Annotated in this window: 19 protein-coding genes and 1 rRNA gene; 5 read left to right on the top strand and 15 right to left on the bottom strand. The window is 57.3% G+C overall.

From position 1 onward, the window contains the following. The first annotated feature begins 8 nt into the window (after positions 1-8). Positions 9-124, top strand: a 5S ribosomal RNA gene (gene rrf / locus MXF20_RS22510). A 152-nt stretch (positions 125-276) separates the two neighbouring features. Here rrf and MXF20_RS22505 read toward each other — a convergent pair. The 15 genes from MXF20_RS22505 to msrP form a co-directional block, all read right to left on the bottom strand. Next, positions 277-1,038 carry an amino acid ABC transporter ATP-binding protein gene (locus MXF20_RS22505; protein WP_283342576.1) on the bottom strand — a complete coding sequence of 254 codons (762 nt, stop codon included), beginning with the start codon at positions 1,036-1,038 and terminating at the stop codon, positions 277-279. Positions 1,039-1,046: 8 nt separating this feature from the next. Further along, positions 1,047-2,147: an amino acid ABC transporter permease gene (locus MXF20_RS22500; RefSeq protein WP_325971555.1), complete on the bottom strand. Its 1,101-nt coding sequence runs from the start codon at positions 2,145-2,147 to the stop codon at positions 1,047-1,049. A gap of 15 nt (positions 2,148-2,162) precedes the next feature. Beyond that, positions 2,163-3,341 (bottom strand): amino acid ABC transporter permease, encoded by a 1,179-nt coding sequence (locus tag MXF20_RS22495; RefSeq protein ID WP_325971554.1) that lies wholly within the window; start codon positions 3,339-3,341, stop codon positions 2,163-2,165. A 66-nt stretch (positions 3,342-3,407) separates the two neighbouring features. Next, positions 3,408-4,433 (bottom strand): amino acid ABC transporter substrate-binding protein, encoded by a 1,026-nt coding sequence (locus tag MXF20_RS22490; RefSeq protein ID WP_058759887.1) that lies wholly within the window; start codon positions 4,431-4,433, stop codon positions 3,408-3,410. 537 nt (positions 4,434-4,970) lie between these two features. Continuing rightward, positions 4,971-5,267 (bottom strand): DNA-binding transcriptional regulator Fis, encoded by a 297-nt coding sequence (gene fis / locus MXF20_RS22485; protein WP_003855228.1) that lies wholly within the window; start codon positions 5,265-5,267, stop codon positions 4,971-4,973. A gap of 24 nt (positions 5,268-5,291) precedes the next feature. Then, positions 5,292-6,257 (bottom strand): tRNA dihydrouridine synthase DusB, encoded by a 966-nt coding sequence (gene dusB / locus MXF20_RS22480; protein ID WP_040679767.1) that lies wholly within the window; start codon positions 6,255-6,257, stop codon positions 5,292-5,294. A 308-nt stretch (positions 6,258-6,565) separates the two neighbouring features. Further along, complete coding sequence (locus tag MXF20_RS22475) at positions 6,566-7,294, bottom strand: carbonic anhydrase family protein (RefSeq protein ID WP_325971556.1); 729 nt, start codon at positions 7,292-7,294, stop codon at positions 6,566-6,568. Positions 7,295-7,488: 194 nt separating this feature from the next. Next, positions 7,489-8,370, bottom strand: a complete 882-nt coding sequence (gene prmA, locus MXF20_RS22470) for a 50S ribosomal protein L11 methyltransferase (RefSeq protein ID WP_325971553.1) — start codon at positions 8,368-8,370, stop codon at positions 7,489-7,491. A 12-nt stretch (positions 8,371-8,382) separates the two neighbouring features. Next, the gene (gene panF / locus MXF20_RS22465; protein WP_325971552.1) at positions 8,383-9,828 is read right to left on the bottom strand and encodes a sodium/pantothenate symporter; all 1,446 of its coding nucleotides are present in this window, start codon (positions 9,826-9,828) and stop codon (positions 8,383-8,385) included. Beyond that, on the bottom strand, positions 9,818-10,060 hold the full coding sequence (locus MXF20_RS22460; RefSeq protein WP_104093875.1) for a YhdT family protein: 243 nt from the start codon (positions 10,058-10,060) through the stop codon (positions 9,818-9,820). The genes panF and MXF20_RS22460 overlap by 11 nt, the downstream gene beginning before the upstream one ends. Positions 10,061-10,131: 71 nt before the next feature. Further along, a complete protein-coding gene (gene accC / locus MXF20_RS22455; protein ID WP_021508158.1) occupies positions 10,132-11,481 on the bottom strand; it encodes an acetyl-CoA carboxylase biotin carboxylase subunit in 1,350 nt (449 codons plus the stop codon). Positions 11,482-11,492: 11 nt separating this feature from the next. Continuing rightward, positions 11,493-11,960, bottom strand: a complete 468-nt coding sequence (accB, locus tag MXF20_RS22450; protein WP_058759883.1) for an acetyl-CoA carboxylase biotin carboxyl carrier protein — start codon at positions 11,958-11,960, stop codon at positions 11,493-11,495. Between the two features lie 21 nt (positions 11,961-11,981). Then, positions 11,982-12,434 (bottom strand): type II 3-dehydroquinate dehydratase, encoded by a 453-nt coding sequence (aroQ, locus tag MXF20_RS22445; RefSeq protein ID WP_325971551.1) that lies wholly within the window; start codon positions 12,432-12,434, stop codon positions 11,982-11,984. A 232-nt stretch (positions 12,435-12,666) separates the two neighbouring features. Beyond that, positions 12,667-13,269 carry a protein-methionine-sulfoxide reductase heme-binding subunit MsrQ gene (msrQ, locus tag MXF20_RS22440; protein ID WP_325971550.1) on the bottom strand — a complete coding sequence of 201 codons (603 nt, stop codon included), beginning with the start codon at positions 13,267-13,269 and terminating at the stop codon, positions 12,667-12,669. Beyond that, positions 13,270-14,274, bottom strand: coding sequence for a protein-methionine-sulfoxide reductase catalytic subunit MsrP (msrP, locus tag MXF20_RS22435; RefSeq protein WP_325971549.1), 1,005 nt, complete (start codon positions 14,272-14,274; stop codon positions 13,270-13,272). It lies immediately after the preceding gene. Positions 14,275-14,579: 305 nt separating this feature from the next. Between msrP and csrD the strand changes: the two genes are divergently transcribed. The 4 genes from csrD (at position 14,580) to mreD (ending at position 19,669) form a co-directional block, all read left to right on the top strand. After that, positions 14,580-16,526, top strand: coding sequence for an RNase E specificity factor CsrD (gene csrD / locus MXF20_RS22430; RefSeq protein WP_325971548.1), 1,947 nt, complete (start codon positions 14,580-14,582; stop codon positions 16,524-16,526). A 311-nt stretch (positions 16,527-16,837) separates the two neighbouring features. Beyond that, positions 16,838-17,881, top strand: coding sequence for a rod shape-determining protein MreB (gene mreB / locus MXF20_RS22425; protein ID WP_003855260.1), 1,044 nt, complete (start codon positions 16,838-16,840; stop codon positions 17,879-17,881). A gap of 268 nt (positions 17,882-18,149) precedes the next feature. Further along, positions 18,150-19,184, top strand: a complete 1,035-nt coding sequence (gene mreC, locus MXF20_RS22420; protein ID WP_325971547.1) for a rod shape-determining protein MreC — start codon at positions 18,150-18,152, stop codon at positions 19,182-19,184. Beyond that, positions 19,181-19,669, top strand: coding sequence for a rod shape-determining protein MreD (gene mreD, locus MXF20_RS22415; RefSeq protein ID WP_031279826.1), 489 nt, complete (start codon positions 19,181-19,183; stop codon positions 19,667-19,669). Before mreC ends, mreD begins: the two co-directional genes overlap by 4 nt. Positions 19,670-19,672: the final 3 nt, after the last annotated feature.

Genomic DNA, 19,672 nt, shown 5'->3' with positions numbered 1-19,672 from the left:
AGAATTTGCCTGGCGGCAACAGCGCGGTGGTCCCACCTGACCCCATGCCGAACTCAGAAGTGAAACGCCGTAGCGCCGATGGTAGTGTGGGGTCTCCCCATGCGAGAGTAGGGAACTGCCAGGCATCAAACACGAAAGCCCTGAACATCTGTTCAGGGCTTTTTTGTTTTCCGCAATGTCCTTCATCGCAATAAAAACGCGCAATAAAATCCACAGGCATAAAAAAAGCCCCTGCCATGCTGACAAGGGCTGAATAATGCGGCTAATCGTGTTCGCTTAGTGGATGACCTGCGACAAAAACGCCCGTGTCCGCTCGGATTTTGGATTCGCAAAGAACTCATCCGGCGGCGCCATCTCGACAATTTCACCGCGATCCATAAAGATCACCCGATCGGCTACGGTACGTGCAAAGCCCATCTCATGAGTTACACACAGCATCGTCATCCCGTCTTCCGCCAGACCGATCATGGTATCCAGCACCTCTTTAACCATCTCAGGATCGAGCGCCGAGGTGGGTTCATCGAATAACATAATCTTCGGCTTCATACACAGCGAACGGGCGATGGCCACGCGCTGCTGCTGTCCGCCAGAGAGCTGACCGGGAAACTTGTGTGCATGCTCTGCGATGCGTACGCGCTGCAGATAGTGCATCGCCAGCTCTTCGGCTTCTTTCTTTGGCATCTTACGGACCCACATCGGTGCCAGCGTACAGTTCTGCAGCACGGTCAGATGCGGGAAAAGATTAAAGTGCTGAAATACCATGCCGACTTCAGTACGCACGCGCTCAATATTGCGCACATCATCATTCAGGTGAATACCATCCACGACAATCCGTCCCTGCTGATGCTCTTCCAGATGGTTGATGCAGCGAATGGTAGTGGATTTACCGGAACCGGAAGGGCCGCACAATACGATACGCTCGCGCGGTTTCACCTGCAGGTTGATATCTTTCAGTACGTGGAATTGCCCGTACCATTTATTCACGTTTTCGAGCGTAATCATCATGGCGTTGGCCGCCGTTGTCATAGTTTGTGTCATGTAAAACCTCAGTGCGATTTACGCCCGGTGTGAAAGCGCTTTTCCAGATACTGGCTATAGCGCGACATGCTAAAACAGAATATCCAGTAGACCAGTGCAGCGAAAACATAGCCCTCGGTCGACATACCCAGCCACGTAGGGTCGACGGTTGCCTGCTGCACACTACTGAACAGATCGAACAGGCCGATGATGATCACCAGGCTGGTATCTTTAAACAGCGCGATGATGGTATTCACCAGACCAGGAATGGTCAGCTTGAGCGCCTGCGGTAAAATCACCAGCGCCTGGGTTTTCCAGTAGCTAAGCGCCAGCGACTCGGCTGCTTCGTACTGGCCTTTCGGCAATGCCTGCAGCCCGCCGCGCACCACTTCCGCGACATACGCCGACTGGAACAGGATCACGCCAACCAGTGCACGCACCAGTTTATCGATGGTGGTGCCCTCCGCCATAAACAGCGGCAGCATCACGGAAGACATGAACAGCACGGTGATCAGCGGTACGCCACGCCAGAACTCAATGAAAATCACCGACAGCGTGCGCACCACCGGCATTTTTGAGCGCCGGCCCAGCGCCAGCAGAATGCCGAGCGGCAGCGCCCCGGCAATGCCGACAGATGCGATAATCAGCGTCAACGTCAGGCCGCCCCACTGGCGGGTTTCCACCCGGTCCAGCCCGAAATAGCCGCCGTACAGCAGCAGCCAGACAACCACCGGATAGATCACCGCCCAACAGGCGATATAGCGGCCACGGCGCGGCATCGATTTGATAAACATCGGCACAATCGACAGCAGACCAATCACCAGCGCCAGATTAATGCGCCAGCGCAACTCATGCGGATAGAGCCCGTACATGAACTGACCGAAGCGCGCGTGGATGAAGACCCAGCAGGCACCCGCTTTCGTACAGTCCGCGCGGGTTTCGCCAATCCAGTTAGCCTGGAAGATCAACCAGTTCAGCGCAGGCGGGATGACGCTCCAGATAATCCACAGGCTGAATAGCGTGAGCAGCGTATTCAGCCAGCTGGAGAACAGGTTTTTACGCGCCCAGAGCCAGGCTTTGCCCAGAGGATTGCCCGACACCGGCGGCGTTTCGTGTGTGGTAACAGACATAATGGTTCCGTTCTCTTAACGCTCAACCAGCGCAATTTTGCGGTTATAGAGGTTCATCAGCAGCGAAATGATCAGGCTGATAATCAGGTAAACCGCCATGGTGATGGCAATGGTTTCAATCGCCTGGCCGGTCTGATTCAGCACGGTGCCGGCAAACAGCGACACCATATCCGGATAACCAATTGCGGCGGCCAGTGAGGAGTTTTTCACGATGTTAAGGTACTGGCTGGTGAGCGGTGGGATAATCACGCGCATCGCCTGCGGAATGATCACCTGACGCAGCGTCACCGGATTCGGCAGGCCGAGCGATCGAGCCGCCTCGCTCTGACCGTGCGGTACCGACTGAATCCCGGCGCGAATCACCTCAGCAATAAAAGATGAGGTGTAGATCGACAGTGCCAGCGTCAGCGCCGCCAGCTCCGGAATCATGGCAAAGCCACCGCGGAAGTTGAAGCCGCGTAGCTCGGGCACATCCCAGTGGGTAGCAGCACCAAACAGCGTATGGGCGATCAGCGGCAGCAGCACAATCAGGCCGGCCGCAGCGGGCCAGGTGCGGCGCAGCTGACCGGTTTTCAGCTGATGCTTACGGTTAAAGCGGAACAGGGCGGCACTGGCGGCGATGGCAATCGCCAGCGCGATAATGAACGGCCAGGTGCCGGGCGCATACTCCGGCCACGGAATATACAGGCCGCGGTTACTGACAAAAGCCAGATCGAACGCGTTCAGCGCCTGGCGCGGGCCCGGCAGATTGCGCAGCACGGCAAAGTACCAGAAGAAGATTTGCAGCAGCGGCGGGATATTACGGAACGTCTCGATATAAATGGTCGACAGCTTGCGCAGCAGCCAGTTATCCGACAGGCGCGCCAGACCGATGGCGAAGCCGAGGATCGAGGCAAAGACAATACAGAGCGCGGACACCAGCAGGGTATTGGTTAACCCGACCATAAATACGCGCGCGTAGGTATCGCCTTCGCTGTAATCAATCAGATGCTGGACGATGCCGAAACCGGCGTTGCGCTCAAGAAAGCCGAAGCCGGAGGTGATACCGCGATTGGCAAGGTTGATCACCGTGTTGTGGATCAGATAACCCACCACAGCAAACACCGCCACAATCGCGACAATCTGGTAAAGCCAGGCGCGAACCGTAGGATTACCGAACGAAAAATCCCTTTTCACGGTTGGGCGTTGCGACATGTTAAAACCTCAGTGAAGAATACGCGTGGGCACCGCAGGATGCGGTGCCCGACTGGCAGAAAACGATTAACGCACTGGCGGAGCGTACTGGATGCCGCCCTGGTTCCAGAGCGCATTCTGGCCACGTGCAATTTTCAGCGCGCTGTCTTTACCGACGTTACGATCGAAAACTTCCTGATAGTTACCAACCTGTTTGATGATGTTGTACGCCCACTTGTTGTCGAGCTTCAGGTCTTTACCGAAATCACCTTCAGCGCCCAGCAGGTGTGCCATATCTGGCGTGGTAGGTTTCGCCGCCATCTCATCGACGTTCTTCGAGCTGATGCCCATCTCTTCGGCGTTCAGCATAGCGAACAGCGACCATTTCACGATGGTGAACCAGTCATCATCACCGCGACGCACGACCGGGCCCAGCGGCTCTTTTGAAATCACTTCTGGCAGTACGATGAAGTCATCCGGTTTGCCCAGTTTGATGCGCAGTGCGTACAGCTGTGACTGGTCAGAAGAGAGGGTATCGCAGCGGCCGCTGTCGAGCGCTTTGGCGGATTCATCAGAGCGGTCGAAGGTGACCGGCGTGTACTGCATTTTGTTGGCTTTAAAGTAGTCCGCCACGTTCAGCTCGGTGTCGGTACCGGCCTGGATACACACGGTGGCGCCATCCAGCTCTTTAGCGCTTTTCAGACCTGCTTTCTTGTGGGTCAGGAAGCCGATGCCGTCATAGTAGTTCACGCCAGCGAACAGGAAGCCCATACCGCCGTCGCGTGATGAAGTCCAGGTGGTGTTACGTGACAGAATATCGACTTCGCCTGACTGCAGCGCGGTGAAGCGCTCTTTCGCCGTCAGCGGGGTGTATTTTACTTTGCTGGCATCGCCGAAGACCGCAGCGGCCGCGGCGCGGCACACGTCTACATCGATACCGGTGAATTTGCCGCTGGCGTCAGCGTAAGAAAACCCTGGCAGACCATCGCTGATACCGCACTGTATAAACCCTTTTTTCTTAATAGCGTCCAGCGTGGTGCCTGCGTGCGCCTGCTGGGTCACGGCGAACAGCGAGGCGGCAGCAATCAGGGTGGAAAGCATCATCTTTTTCATAAAGCATCCTGTGTGGCGAGATCGTGTGTTGTTATGTTTGCGCGCACTTTACTGTGCGCTTATTTCTTTCTGTGGCGTTTGGCCATCCACGACACTGCAAAGCTGATGCCAGGTTTGCAGAATCCTGAATTCACTGGAAAGATCTTTTAATAAACGGACGTATCCGGAAAGTTGTCGCTACTATCGCGCACCAAAAGGCAGCATGACGAGTCGCCACGATCACAAATAGTGCAAAAAGTTTCACTATATGGAAGCAGTGTGAGCTAACGCTCACCAGCAGCTGTACGGCACAGAAGAATTACCGCTGAACCGGTTCAGGATCACAAACAAAGCGGGCTGCAGGCGAATCGGGACAATTTCATCTGCGCAAAAACAGGGCAGGGCAGCAGCCCTGAGAGAGATGAGCTATCACGCTGGCGATTGCAACTATCGTTACCATTTTGACGATAATCGTTTCATGCGGTGTTAACAGGCGGGAAAGACAAACAAAAACGCCAGCCCGGGGGCTGGCGTTATCGCAGCAATGAACCAGACCGCTTAGTTCATGCCGTATTTTTTCAGCTTTTTACGCAGCGTACCGCGGTTGATGCCCATCATCAGGGCAGCGCGGGTCTGGTTGCCACGGGTGTACTGCATCACCATGTCCAACAGAGGCTGCTCGACTTCAGCCAGTACCAGCTCATACAGGTCACTCACATCCTGACCGTTCAGTTGAGCAAAATAGTTCTTCAGTGCCTGTTTAACCGAATCACGCAGAGGCTTTTGCGTCACCTGATCCTGTGAGTTAACGGTAGAAACGGTCAGTACGTCAGAATTTACGCGTTGTTCGAACATAGTTCTTTCAGCTCTTTATTTCGTTTACGCAAGATTTTCGAAGTATGCCTCCAACGCCTCCAGCTGTTCGCTGGCATCCTCTATGGCGTTGAATGTGCGCCGAAACTGGTCGTCAGGGGCACTTTCCTGCAAATACCAGGAAACGTGTTTTCGGGCAATACGGTATCCCTTGCGCTGACCGTAAAAGTCGTGCAGCTCCCGTATGTGTCCAATCAGCATATGCTTCACTTCAGCCAGCGGCTTCGGTGCCAGCAGCTCCCCTGTGTCCAGATAATGCTGGATTTCCCGGAAGATCCACGGTCTTCCCTGAGCAGCGCGTCCCACCATCAGAGCATCGGCTCCGGTGTAGTCGAGCACTGCCCTGGCTTTGTGCGGGTCAGTAATGTCACCATTCGCGATAATCGGAATAGCGACGCTCTGCTTAACTGTCCGAATGCTGTCGTATTCAGCTTGCCCTTCAAACAAACAGGCGCGCGTGCGGCCATGAATGGTCAGAGCCTGAATACCACAGCGTTCAGCCAATTGGGCAATCTCTACACAATTACGATTTTCTTTGTCCCAGCCGGTGCGAATCTTCAGCGTAACCGGTACATCGACTGCGTTCACCACCGCACGGAGGATTGATTCCACCAGTTGCGGATGCTGCAGCAGCGCTGAACCTGCCATCTTACGATTCACTTTTTTAGCCGGGCAGCCCATGTTGATGTCGATAACCTGTGCACCGGACGCAACATTAATGCGCGCGGCGGCGGCCATCTCATCGGGATCGCAACCCGCAATTTGCACGGCGCGAATACCGGGCTCGTCACTATGCACCATACGCAAACGTGATTTGTCACTGGCCCAAACTTCCGGGTTCGATGACAGCATCTCGGAGACAGTCATACCGGCGCCGTTGTCATAACACAGGGTGCGAAATGGCTTGTCGGATACTCCGGCCATAGGCGCAGCGATGAGTCGATTACGTAGCTGGTGATGTCCAATGCGCATGAAAAAGAAGTGACCCTAACTGTTCGCAAGGCGGCGTATATTACGCATTTTTTCCGGAAGATGAAAGGCCAAACTTTGAACAATTCGCCGTTTAAGATCAGGGAAAAAGGGGTTAGCAGCAGGCTATTCAGCATTATTCTTTAAAATTCAGTACATTAAAAAAATACGCTGAAATTGTGAGCAAAAGTTTTTCCAAAAATATGCGCTGAATCACAACATAAAAACCGCCACTTCCGCTAATTGGCAAGAGAAATGGCGGTCATTTGTGTAAAAAGTGAACTGTTTATTTGCGTGATGTGAGTATTTCGTTACTCAACCACCAGCCGGCCATTGAGCGGCTGCACTGGACGGCTGTTACCGTGTTCACCCAGCACCGCGCTAAACGCCTGCAGCTGCTGTGCTGACGCCGTCACCGGTTGCTTCATTACCAGCCAGCGCACGCCTTCGCTGCACGGTGGCGTGGTGAGAGAGCCGCTGAAGCGATAGTAACGGCGGTCGGTCGGCAGCAGTGGCGTGATATCCACATCCTGCTGCAGCGTAGCCGGCTGATTGACCTGCGCCGGCAGCGTATCCAGCAGCGTCATCAGCACCGGATTCGCCGCACCGTCTTCGAACATCACACCAATCACCGCCAGCTGCTGCTGCTCGTCGCTGAAGACAAAGTGGCCCTCAAGCGGATAACGCTTGCCGTCGATCAGGTTCTCACTCGGCGTGTGGAAGTGGAACTGCTTCAGGGTGAAGGTTTCGCCGTCCAGCGTCAGGGTGTCGCCCTGCTGCAGGTTGATCTGCACGGTGTGGCCGTTGTTAACGATCGCCGCCTGGCGCGCCTGCAGTTCCAGCGTCAGCGCCGGCAGGCTGGCGTGCAGCGCCTGACGAATGTCAATCGGTGACTGGTTCACGCCCTGCTTGCAGACGTGGAAATCAGGGGACAGGTCGCCCCATTGCTGTGGCTGTGCGTAATCCCAGGCGGCAGCCTGAACGTGAGCAAAAGGCGCGGCTGCCAGCAGCAGTGCGATCAGTGTGTGTTTGCTTTTCATCATCATTTATTCACTAAGCGATATATCAACGTTATGTGCCGCGCACGGCACGGTTAACAGGGATAGCGCTATCGCCTGGTGCAGCAGTCTACTGATTTCAATGTAAAGAAACGGCAGGAAAACGGGGCTGGCAGGGATTTGAGACAGGTCTCATGCGGGGAAAACGGGCCAGATTGCTCTGGCCCGCCGGGTGATTAGCGGCGTACGCCGGTGATGCGGCACCACTCCTCTTTTTCCGCCACGGCGTCCAGCGCGAAGCGCTCCGCGTAGGCTTCACACACGCTCTCCGCCTGGCTGGCCAGCACCCCGGACAGACCGAGATGGCCGCCGGCTTTCGGCAGCACGCTAATCAGCGGCGCCAGTTCGCGCAGCGGACCGGCAAGGATATTGGCGACGACCACATCCGCCTGCAGGTTTTCCGGCTGCTGGTGCGGCAGATACAGCGACAGGCGATCGGCCACGCCGTTGCGTTCGGCGTTATCGCGGCTGGCCTGGATCGCCTGCGGATCGATATCAATGCCGATTGCCTGCGCCGCGCCAAGTTTCAGCGCGGCGATGGCCAGGATACCGGATCCGCAGCCGAAGTCGATCACCGTTTTGCCCTGCAGATCGAGACCGTCCAGCCAGCTCAGGCACAGCGATGTGGTGGGATGGGTGCCGGTACCAAAAGCCAGGCCGGGATCGAGCATCACGTTGACCGCATCCGGATCCGGCACTTCGCGCCAGCTTGGGCAGATCCACAGGCGTTCACCGAAGCGCATCGGATGGAAGTTATCCATCCATTCACGCTCCCAGTCTTTATCTTCGATCTGCTCGATCTTATGACGGAAGCCCGATCCCAGCAGCGGATGCTGACTCAGTTCGGCCACCACGTCGTCCATGGCGGTTTCGGCGTCGAACAGGCCAATCACATCGGTATCGCCCCACAGACGGGTTTCCCCCGGCAGCGGCTCATACACCGGGTTGTCGTGCGTGTCCTGAAAGGTGACCGATACCGCACCGGCGTCCATCAGCGCGTCGCTGAGGGTTTCGGCATGCTCACCGGTGCTGTTAAGTTTGATTTGTATCCATGGCATAGCGTTTCTCTTTTATTCCAGGGCAGCATCGCGCGCGTCAGGCGTGCTGCCGAACAGATTACCCACCAGAAAGGCCAGCAGGCTTAACGTCAAAGAAGGCACGATGGGGTGGAAGCCCCACAGTTCGATTTTCAGGCTGGCCAGCAGCGTATAGCAACCGGCGCCCACCAGCATGCCGCTGATGGCGCCCGCCGCGTTGGCGCGCTCCCAGTACAGTCCCAGCACCAGCGGCCACAGGAACACCGCTTCAAGCCCGCCAAAGGCCAGCAGGTTGAGCCAGATAATCATATCCGGCGGATTCCAGGCCGCCAGCAGCAGCAGCAGGCCGAGCACAAAGGTGATGGTGCCGGAGAGCAGGCGCAGGCGCGCCTCGTTTTCGCTGTGCTGCGGTGCGATGCGCAGGTAGAGATCTTTGATCAGCGTAGCGGACGATTGCAGCAGCTGCGCGTTAATCGTCGACATGATCGCCGCCATTGGCGCCGCGAGGAACACGCCGGCCGCCATCGGTGGCAGCACGGTGATCATCAGCGTCGGGATCACGCGATCCGGAATCGCCAGATCCGGCAGCACCGCACGGCCAAGCGCGCCGGCCAGGTGCATGCCGAGCATCAGGATCACCACCACGATGGTGCCAAGGATAATTCCGCGGTGCAGCGCTTTGCTGTCTTTGTAGGAAATACAGCGTACGGCGGTATGCGGCAGCCCAATCACGCCGAAGCACACCAGCACGGCAAACGAGCTGAGGAAGGTCGGATTGATAACGTTGCCGACGCCTTCCGGTGATACCAGCTGCGGATCGATGCTGCGCAGTTTGGTGACCGCCGTTTCCAGTCCGCCTGCCTGATGGATGACGGCAAACAGCAGCAGGAAGGTGCCAATCAGCATTACCAGCCCTTGCATGGCATCGTTGAGCACGCTGGCGCGGAAGCCGCCAAACGCGGTGTACAGCGCGATAGTGCCGCCAAAAATCAGCAGGCCCGTGTCATAAGGAATACCGGCGGCGGTTTCCAGCAGGCGTGCGCCGCCAATAAACTGTACCGTCATGGCACCAATAAACGCCACCAGCAGGCTGATGCTGGCCAGCCAGATGAGCAGCGTGCTGCGATAGCGGCCATACAGCATGTCGTTGAGCGTCACGGCGTTGTAGCGTCGCGCCAGAATCGCGAATTTTTTGCCCAGTACGCCGAGCGACAGCCAGACCGCCGGCACCTGAATCATCGCCAGCAGCACCCAGCCCAGGCCGTATTTATACGCCGCACCGGGTCCGCCAATAAATGAACTGGCGCTGATGTAGGTGGTGGTGATGGTCATCGCCAGCACAAAGCCACCCATCGAGCGACTGCCGAGGAAATATTCGGTGAGGAAGTTGCCCTGACGCTGCTTGCGCATGGCGAACACTGACAGCCCGGCGATCACCACCAGATAGGCCAGCAGCGGCAGAATGATTTCAGTTTCCATCGTGGTCCTCCAGAGACATGTCGCGGAACACCACGCGCACCATCAGCCAGCACAGGCCGATGAACAGCACGGGCGCGAACACGCAGGAGAACTCAAACCAGCGCGGTAAGCCGGTGATACCGCTTTGTGTGCCGCCGAGCCAGGCGGACACGCCCCAGACGGCGAGGTACGCCAGCGTCAGGTACAGCGACCAGCGCGCCTCTTTGTTAGCTTGCAAAAAACGCCCATCCATCATGCAACCTCAAAGGCAACAAAAATGAAAAAGGCCGGTTTAACCGGCCTCTGCATTGCTCTGCGCTGCGCTTACTTCTCGTGCAGGCCGAGTTTTTTCTCCAGATAGTGGATGTTAGTACCACCCTGCTGGAAGTTTTCGTCGGTCATGATGCGCATCTGCAGATCGACGTTAGTCTTGATGCCGTCGATGATCAGTTCCGCCAGCGCATTTTTCATGCGCGCGATAGCCACGTCACGGTTTTCGCCGTAGGTGATCAGCTTACCAATCATTGAATCGTAGTATGGCGGCACGCTATAGCCGGCATAGATGTGCGATTCCCAGCGCACGCCAAAACCGCCTGGCGCGTGGAAACGGGTGATCTTGCCCGGGCTCGGCAGGAAGGTGTTCGGGTCTTCGGCGTTGATACGGCACTCGACCGCATGACCGCGCACCACCACATCTTCCTGCTTGATCGACAGCGGCTGACCGGCAGCGATACGCAGCTGCTCTTTGATCAGATCGACGCCGGTGATCATCTCGGTGACCGGATGTTCCACCTGAATACGGGTGTTCATCTCGATGAAGTAGAACTCACCGTTTTCATACAGGAACTCGAAGGTACCGGCACCGCGATAGCCGATCTCCACGCAGGCGTTAGAGCAGCGCTCGCCGATGTAGCGACGCAGTTCCGGCGTGATGCCCGGTGCTGGCGCTTCTTCGACCACTTTCTGGTGGCGACGCTGCATGGAGCAGTCACGCTCGGCCAGATAGATGGCGTTGCCCTGGCCATCGGCCAGTACCTGAATTTCGATGTGGCGTGGATTCTCGAGGAATTTCTCCATGTACACCATGTCGTTGTTGAAAGCCGCTTTGGCTTCCGCTTTCGTCATGTTGATGGACTGCTCAAGATCCTTGTCGCTGCGCACAACGCGCATACCGCGACCGCCGCCGCCGCCAGAGGCTTTGATGATGACCGGATAGCCGATGCGCTTGGCGATGGCACGGTTTTTCTCCATGTCGTCGGTCAGCGAACCGTCAGAGCCGGGAACGGTCGGTACGCCAGCTTTTTTCATCGCGTTGATTGCTGACACTTTGTCGCCCATCAGGCGAATGGTGTCGGCTTTCGGGCCGATGAAGATAAAGCCGGAGCGCTCAACCTGCTCGGCGAAATCGGCGTTCTCAGAGAGGAAGCCGTAGCCCGGGTGGATCGCAACGGCGCCGGTGATTTCGGCGGCGGAGATCAGCGCCGGGATATTAAGATAACTTTTGACCGACTGCGCCGGGCCGATGCAGACGGTTTCGTCCGCCAGCAGCACGTGCTTCAGGTCGCGGTCTGCCGTGGAGTGCACCGCCACAGTCTTGATGCCCAGTTCTTTACAGGCACGCAGAATGCGCAGCGCAATCTCACCACGGTTAGCAATGACAATTTTATCCAGCATGCTTCGCCTCGTTATTCGATGACGACCAGCGGCTCGTCGAATTCAACCGGCTGGCCGCTTTCCACCAGGATCGCCTTCACAACGCCGGATTTATCGGCTTCGATCTGGTTCATCATTTTCATCGCTTCAACGATGCACAGGGTGTCGCCAGCGTTCACTTTCTGACCCACTTCCACAAACGCTTTAGCGTCCGGGCTTGGGGTGCGATAGAAGGTACCGACCATCGGCGAGCGCACGATGTGGCCGCTGACTTCAGGTTTCGCCGCTTCTGCAGCAACAGGTGCGGCAGCAGGAGCAACCGCAGCAGCCAGCGCAGGCTGTGGAGCCGGAACAGCATAAGCCTGCTGCATCATAGGGTAACCGACATTGGCAGGTGAACGGCTGATGCGAACCGACTCTTCGCCTTCAGAGATTTCCAGCTCAGCGATGCCGGACTCTTCAACCAGTTCGATCAGTTTCTTAATTTTACGAATATCCATGAGTGTGGTTCCGTACTCTGTTTAATTGGAATGTGACAGGCGTTTTACTGCCGTTTGTAAAGCCCACGAGTAGCCGTCAGCGCCCAGTCCACAAATGACGCCGGCAGATACATCGGAAAGATAGGAGTGATGTCGGAACGGTTCGCGTGCATGCACGTTCGAGAGATGCACCTCAATAAAAGGAATGCTTACCGCCAACAGGGCATCACGCAGTGCGACGCTGGTGTGCGTAAACGCAGCCGGATTGATGATGATGTAGTCGACGTTGCCACGGGCTTCGTGAATACGATCAATCAGCTGGTATTCCGCGTTCGATTGCAAATGACTCAATTTCACATGTTGCTGGTCGGCCTGTTGCGTCAGATCGCTGACAATCTGCGCCAGCGTCGTGTGACCATACTTCTCAGGCTCGCGCGTACCCAGCAGGTTCAGGTTGGGTCCGTTTAACAGCAGTATGTGAAATTTATGCGCCATCTTGCGGCTATCTCCTGCAATCAGTGAGGCATCGCGTAAAATACCGCGACATCCTTCATTTGTCACTCTTCAGAGTGAAAAAGAAGACTTCGCTTGCAATAAAGCCGGGCATTATATCCGTTTCGAGGCAATTCGCAGCAAAATACTGGTCTTATCTGCGAAGTTGATCCGGCGTGGCCCGAAGGCCACACCTTTTAACAGATCTCGCAGCAGGAAAACAACCTTGCGGGGATTATCGACGCAGAAGTTTACGCAACTTATTGTAACGCCAGCCTAACAGCGCCAGCGCCAGCAGCGCATAAATCCACGGCTGCGGCGACAGCACTTTCACTGACCAGAGATAGTGGATGGGCGCGAGGATCGCGACCAGATAGATGCCGTTATGCAGCGTTTGCCAGCGGCGACCCAGTTTGCGCTGGGCGCGCTGAAAAGAGGTGATGGCGAGAGCAAACAGAATAATCCAGCTGATCATGCCCAGTAACAAATAGGGGCGCGAGACTATCTCACTACCGAGCAAGCGCAGGTGATCGTAGCCCAGTTCCAGCAGATAGTAGCTGGTCAGGTGCAGACAGGCCCAGGCGAAGCACCACAGGCCGAGCAGGCGGCGGGTACGAATCAGCAGCGGCTGCTTCAGATAACGCGTCAGCGGACTCACCAGCAGCGTCGCCAGCAGCAGCTTCAGCGCCATGCGCCCGGTAAAATGCTGGATATCTTTCGCCGGATCGGCGCTCAGCCAGCCCTGATTTGCCGCCAGAAACAGGTACACCAGCGGCAGAAATGCCGCCAGATGCAGCACCACTTTCAGCAGCGTAACGTGGCGTAATGTCAGGCGCACTCAGTAGTTCTCCCGTAAATCGAGACCGCGATACAGCGAGGCCACTTCTTTGGCGTAACCGTTGAACAGCAGCGTTGGCTGGCGCTCCACCTTAAGGATGCCGCCCGCACCGATAAAGCGTTCGGTGGCCTGCGACCAGCGCGGATGGTTGACGTGCGGATTCACGTTAGCGTAGAAGCCGTACTCGTTGGCGGCGATCTGGCTCCAGGTGGTCGGCGGACGATCGTGCGTCAGGGTAATTTTGACGATCGACTTGATGCCTTTAAAGCCGTATTTCCACGGCACCGTCAGGCGAATCGGCGCGCCGTTTTGCGGCGGCAGCGCTTTGCCGTAAACGCCGGTACTGAGCAGCGTCAGCGGATGCATCGCTTCGTCCAGCCGTAAGCCTTCCACATAGGGATAATCGAGCCCGCCACCAATAAAGCGGTCTTTCTGCCCCGGCATCTGATCGGGCGCGTACAGCGTCTGGAAAGCGACGTAGCGCGCGTTGCTGGTGGGTTCCGCCAGCTTCAGCAGCTTGTTCAGTTCAAAGCCTACCCAGGGAATAACCATCGACCAGGCTTCAACGCAGCGCATACGATAGATACGCTGCTCCATGGCGAAACGCTTGAAGATGTCGTCCATATCCAGCGTCATCGGCTTCGCCACTTCACCTTCGATGCGCAACTGCCACGGTTCGGTTTTCAGCGTACCCGCGTTCGCGGCGGGGTCGGCTTTGTCGAGACCAAACTCATAGAAGTTATTGTAGCCAGCGACTTTATCGAACGGCGTCAGCGGCAGATCTGCCTGCCACTGCGCGGGCTTGCTGAACTGCAGATCGCGACCGGCCGGTGCCGGCGGACGATCGTTGCCCTTGAACCAGCTCAGCACATCGGCCTGCGCGCCGCCGGGCAGGCTGGCCGCGGCAGCGCCGAGCCCCAGCGCTTTCAGCACCTGGCGGCGGCGCAGATTAAAAATGCTTTCCGGCGTAACATCGGCTTCGGTAAGGATGTGCTTGCGCTTCATGGCGTTCTCCGGCAAATCGATTAACTGCAGCTAGCATGATCAAACGCTGTCCGGCGCGCCACTTTCGCTGGCAAAATGTGAAATTTCCTGGCCGGTGCGTTCTGTTGAGAATAGGACGAAAAAGCCGGTACGGAAGCCAGCGCTTCACACTTTAACGTTATACTCGCGCCGCTGGGTGGTGTACCCGGCACCGGGCGGGCGCTGATTTGGATCGGTAATTGTGATAATTTGCTCAGGTTTGCACCAGCGCGGCAGGTGCAAATGCGTAGCTGGCGTTCATAAACCGCAGTGATACAGGCACAGGGATGCGATTAACAACCAAGTTTTCTGCGTTTATTACCTTATTAAGCTTACTGGCGATGTTACTGATGCTGGTAGGCTGCGCTTTTAGTTTTATCTGGCTGTCGCAGCAGCGCGTTGAAAACCGCGTGCAGACGCTGGCCATGGAGGTTGATAAAGCACTGGCCAGCCAGTCCCCGCAGGATCTGACGCAGTGGCTGACGCGCCTGATGCCGGTCATCAATGCCGAACAGGTCGAGCTGCATCACGATAATACCGTGCTGTTTCGCCTTGCTCGTCACGAAAATCCGATGCTGGAAGATGAGCCCAACCGCTTCATGCAGCTTGATATGCCGCTGACGCACGCGCCGGGCATGGCGCTGCGCGTAGTGGTACTCGATCCCGCCAAAACCTGGTTCCGCTCCTTTACCGGGGCTTACACGCTGATCATCCTGCTGACGGTGGTGGCGATTATGTCGGCGCTGCTGGTCATGACGCACCGCTGGCTCAATCACCGCTGGCAGCATATGGAGCGGCTGGAGGCACGCGCCGAGCGCATTCTGGCCGGCGAACGCGCGCTGCGCGCCGATGCCATCGCTGAATGGCCGCCCAAAGCCAGCCGCGCGATTGATTTACTGCTGGGCGATTTACAGGAAGCGGGCGAACAGCGCCTGCGTATCGATACCCTGATCCGCACCTTTGCCGCGCAGGATTCACGCACCGGCCTGAATAACCGCCTGTTTTTCGATAATCAGCTGGCGACCTTACTGGAAGCTCAGGAAGACGTAGGTACGCACGGCGTGGTGATGATGGTGCGACTGCCGGATCTCGATACGCTGCATGAAACCCTCGGGCCAACGCTGGTGGATGAATACCTGTTCGACCTGGTGAACATGCTTTCCACCTTCGTGCTGCGCTATCCGGGCGCGCTGCTGGCGCGTTATTTCCGCAGCGACTTCGCCGTGCTGCTGCCGCATCGCACCCTGAAAGAAGCCAACAGCATTGCCGATCAGCTGATCAACGCGGTGGATTCGCTGCCGCCGATGCGTATGGTGGATCGCGATGACCTGATTCACATCGGCATCAGCGCCTGGCGCAGCGGCGAATCGGTGCCGCAGGTGATGGAAAACGTTGAACAGGCGACGCGGCGCGCGGCGCTGCAGGGCGGCAATAACTGGTCGGTGGGCGAGGGCAATACGCTGGATATGGGGCGCGGCAGCGTGCGCTGGCGCACCCTGCTGGAAAACACCCTTAACCGCGGTGGCCCGCGACTGTATCAAAAACCGGCGGTGCTGCTGGACGGCAAAGTGCACCACCGTGAAATGCTGGCGCGCGTGTTCGATGGCGATAAAGAGGTGGTATCGGCGGAGTTTATGCCGCTGGTGCTGCAGCTGGGCATGGCCGACAGCTGGGACCGCCAGCTGGTCACGCGTATCGCGGCACTGTCGGAAGTGTGGCCGGATGAAACGCTGGCGCTGCCGGTTAACATCGATTCGCTGCTGCAACGGCCGTTCCAGCGCTGGCTGCAAAAATTACTGCTGCAGTGCAGTAAATCGCAAAGAAAGCGATTTTTATTTGAACTTGCTGAGGCGGATGTTTGTCAACACATCAACCGTTTAGTGCCGGTTTTCCGCATGCTGGCGGCGTTTGGCTGTCGCATTGCGGTGGATCAGGCCGGATTAACGGTGGTAAGTAGCGCGTACATTAAGCAGTTCCCGATTGAGCTGATCAAGCTCGACCCGGGCCTGATTCGCAACATTGAGCGCCGCACGGAAAATCAGCTGTTTGTGCAAAGTTTACTGGAAGTGTGCAAGTCAACGCCGACGAAGGTGTTCGCCGCTGGCGTGCGGACGCGCGCAGAGTGGCAAACGCTGGCTGGACTGGGCGTAGCCGGCGGTCAGGGCGACTTTTTTGCCCCTTCGCTGCCGGTCAACAGTAACGTGAAGAAACACTCCCAACGTTACCGGATTTAGCGCTTCAGCCGCAGATACGGCAGCAGACGACTATTTTTTGCCGTCAGGCAGCGCGCAGCAGGCGTGTCCGGCGACGGGAAATGTTAGATTTTATGTCGGAATTCACCCGCGACCGGCAGGTGAATTTGCGTTTAGAGCGGCAGCTTAGCGCCGTTTAACGCCGGTGACGGACGGCAGCACCGCCGCGAAAAATTATTCAGCCTGGTTTTTCACCGAAGCAGAACGTTTTTGCGCCTTGTAGCGGCTTCGCGTGGTTGGTAAAGTAGGCGGATTTTATTTTCCGCCCCCAGCTTGCAGGATTATCCCTTAGTATGTTTAAAAAATTTCGTGGCATGTTTTCCAATGACTTGTCCATTGACCTGGGTACCGCGAATACCCTGATTTACGTAAAAGGACAAGGCATCGTGCTGAACGAGCCTTCTGTGGTTGCCATTCGTCAGGATCGTGCCGGCTCCCCAAAGAGCGTAGCGGCTGTTGGTCATGATGCAAAGCAGATGCTTGGCCGTACGCCGGGCAACATCGCAGCTATCCGTCCTATGAAAGATGGCGTTATCGCTGACTTCTTCGTGACTGAAAAAATGCTCCAGCACTTCATCAAGCAAGTGCACAGCAACAGCTTTATGCGCCCGAGCCCTCGCGTGCTGGTGTGCGTGCCGGTCGGTGCCACTCAGGTTGAGCGTCGCGCCATCCGCGAATCGGCGCAGGGCGCCGGTGCCCGCGAAGTGTTCCTGATTGAAGAGCCAATGGCCGCGGCAATCGGCGCGGGTCTGCCAGTGTCGGAAGCGACCGGCTCGATGGTGGTGGATATCGGTGGCGGTACGACCGAAGTCGCGGTTATCTCCCTGAACGGCGTGGTGTACTCTTCTTCTGTGCGTATTGGTGGCGATCGCTTCGATGAAGCTATCATTAACTACGTGCGCCGTAATTACGGCTCGCTGATTGGTGAAGCCACCGCTGAGCGTATCAAGCATGAAATCGGTTCGGCTTATCCGGGTGACGAAGTGCGCGAGATCGAAGTGCGCGGTCGTAACCTGGCCGAGGGCGTGCCGCGCGGCTTTACGCTGAACTCGAATGAAATCCTGGAAGCGCTGCAGGAGCCACTGACCGGTATCGTCAGTGCCGTGATGGTCGCGCTGGAACAGTGCCCGCCGGAGCTGGCGTCTGACATCTCCGAGCGCGGTATGGTGCTGACCGGTGGCGGCGCGCTGCTGCGCAATCTGGATCGTCTGCTGATGGAAGAGACCGGTATTCCGGTCGTCGTGGCAGAAGATCCGCTGACCTGCGTGGCGCGCGGCGGCGGTAAAGCCCTGGAAATGATCGACATGCATGGCGGCGATTTGTTCAGCGAGGAGTAATTCCTCTCCGGCTGAGACCGTTGTCAATTTGCGCAGGGAATAGCGACGATACCCAAAATCAGCAAAACGGCAGGACGATGGTCATCGCCTGTCGCTCGGCAGCCTCAGCAGCAGGCACCGGGCGGCAGCCGCGCAACCTCGTCACTGCGGTTTGCAGGATGCGGGGTAACTGGCGACGCTGCGCACGACGGCGTAAAGCGTCCAGCCCTGGAGGCGCACGTGCTGACACGCGCGCTTCTTCCCTGATGTCGAGGAATTCGCAGAATTTATGAAGCCGATTTTTAGCAGGGGGCCTTCCCTGCAGTTGCGCCTGTTTCTGGCCGTGATTGTGGCTATCGCGATTATTGTCGCCGACAGCCGGGTCAGCACGTTCTCCCAGATCCGCAACTACCTGGACACGTCGGTCAGTCCATTTTATTTCCTGGCCAACGGGCCACGACAGCTTCTTGACGGCGTTTCCGAAACGCTGGCTTCGCGCCAGCAGCTGGAGCTGGAAAACAAAGCGCTGCGCCGTGAGCTCTTCCTGAAAAACAGTGACCTGCTGATGCTGGGGCAATACAAGCAGGAAAACGCGCGTCTGCGCGAGCTGCTCGGCTCGCCGCTGCGTCAGGATGAGCACAAGATGGTGACCCAGGTAATCTCCACCGGCACCGATCCTTACACCGATCAGGTGATCATCGACAAAGGCAGCGTTAACGGCGTGTATGAAGGCCAGCCGTTGATCAGCGACAAAGGCGTGGTCGGTCAGGTGGTGGCGGTAGGTCAGGTGACCAGCCGCGTGCTGCTGATCTGCGACGCTTCGCACGCGCTGCCAATTCAGGTACTGCGCAACGATATCCGCGTCATCGCTGCCGGTAACGGCTGTAGCGAAGATCTGCAGCTGGAACATCTGCCGGGCAACACTGACATTCGCGTCGGCGATGTGCTGGTGACGTCCGGTCTGGGCGGACGTTTCCCGGAAGGCTATCCGGTGGGCGTGGTGTCGTCAGTGAAGGTGGACACCCAGCGTGCCTATACCGTGATTCAGGCGCGTCCGACCGCTGGCCTGCAGCGTCTGCGCTACCTGCTGCTGCTGTGGGGTGCGGATAAAAACGGCGACATGCCGATGGCACCGGACGAAGTGCATCGCGTGGCTAACGAACGCCTGATGCAGATGATGCCGCAGGTCCTGCCGCCCGCGGGCGAAATGGGACCGCCGGCACCGGCCATGATGCAGCAAAATCAGCAGATGGGGCCGACCCAGCCCGCCGCCAGTGGCCGTTCGCAGGATAATCCGGCGAACACGCGCGGAGGCCAGCCTTGAGTCGATATCGCAGCCAGGGTCGTTGGGTAATCTGGCTGTCCTTCCTGGTGGCACTTATCCTGCAAATCATGCCGTGGCCGGATCAGATCTATATGTTCCGGCCATCGTGGCTATTGCTGATCCTGATCTACTGGGTGCTGGCGCTGCCGCACCGGGTCAATGTCGGCACCGGCTTTTTCCTTGGCGCGATTATGGATCTGGTTGCCGGTTCGACGCTGGGCGTGCGTGCGCTGGCGTTCAGCATAATTGCCTATCTGGTGGCCTTTAAATTTCAGCTCTTCCGTAATCTGGCGTTGTGGCAGCAGGCATTAATGGTTATGGTGCTGTCGCTGGCGGTTGATGTGATTGTTTTCTGGGCAGAATTTCTGGTCATCAACGTCTCCTTCCGTCCGGAAATCTTCTGGAGTAGCGTGGTCGACGGTATCCTGTGGCCCTGGCTATTCTTACTGATGAGAAAGATTCGCCGTCAGTTTGCTGTGCAATAAGGA

It is taken from the genome of Pantoea dispersa (genome assembly GCF_035783935.1).
GTDB lineage: Bacteria > Pseudomonadota > Gammaproteobacteria > Enterobacterales > Enterobacteriaceae > Pantoea > Pantoea dispersa_C.
This window is presented reverse-complemented; position numbering and strand designations above follow the sequence as displayed.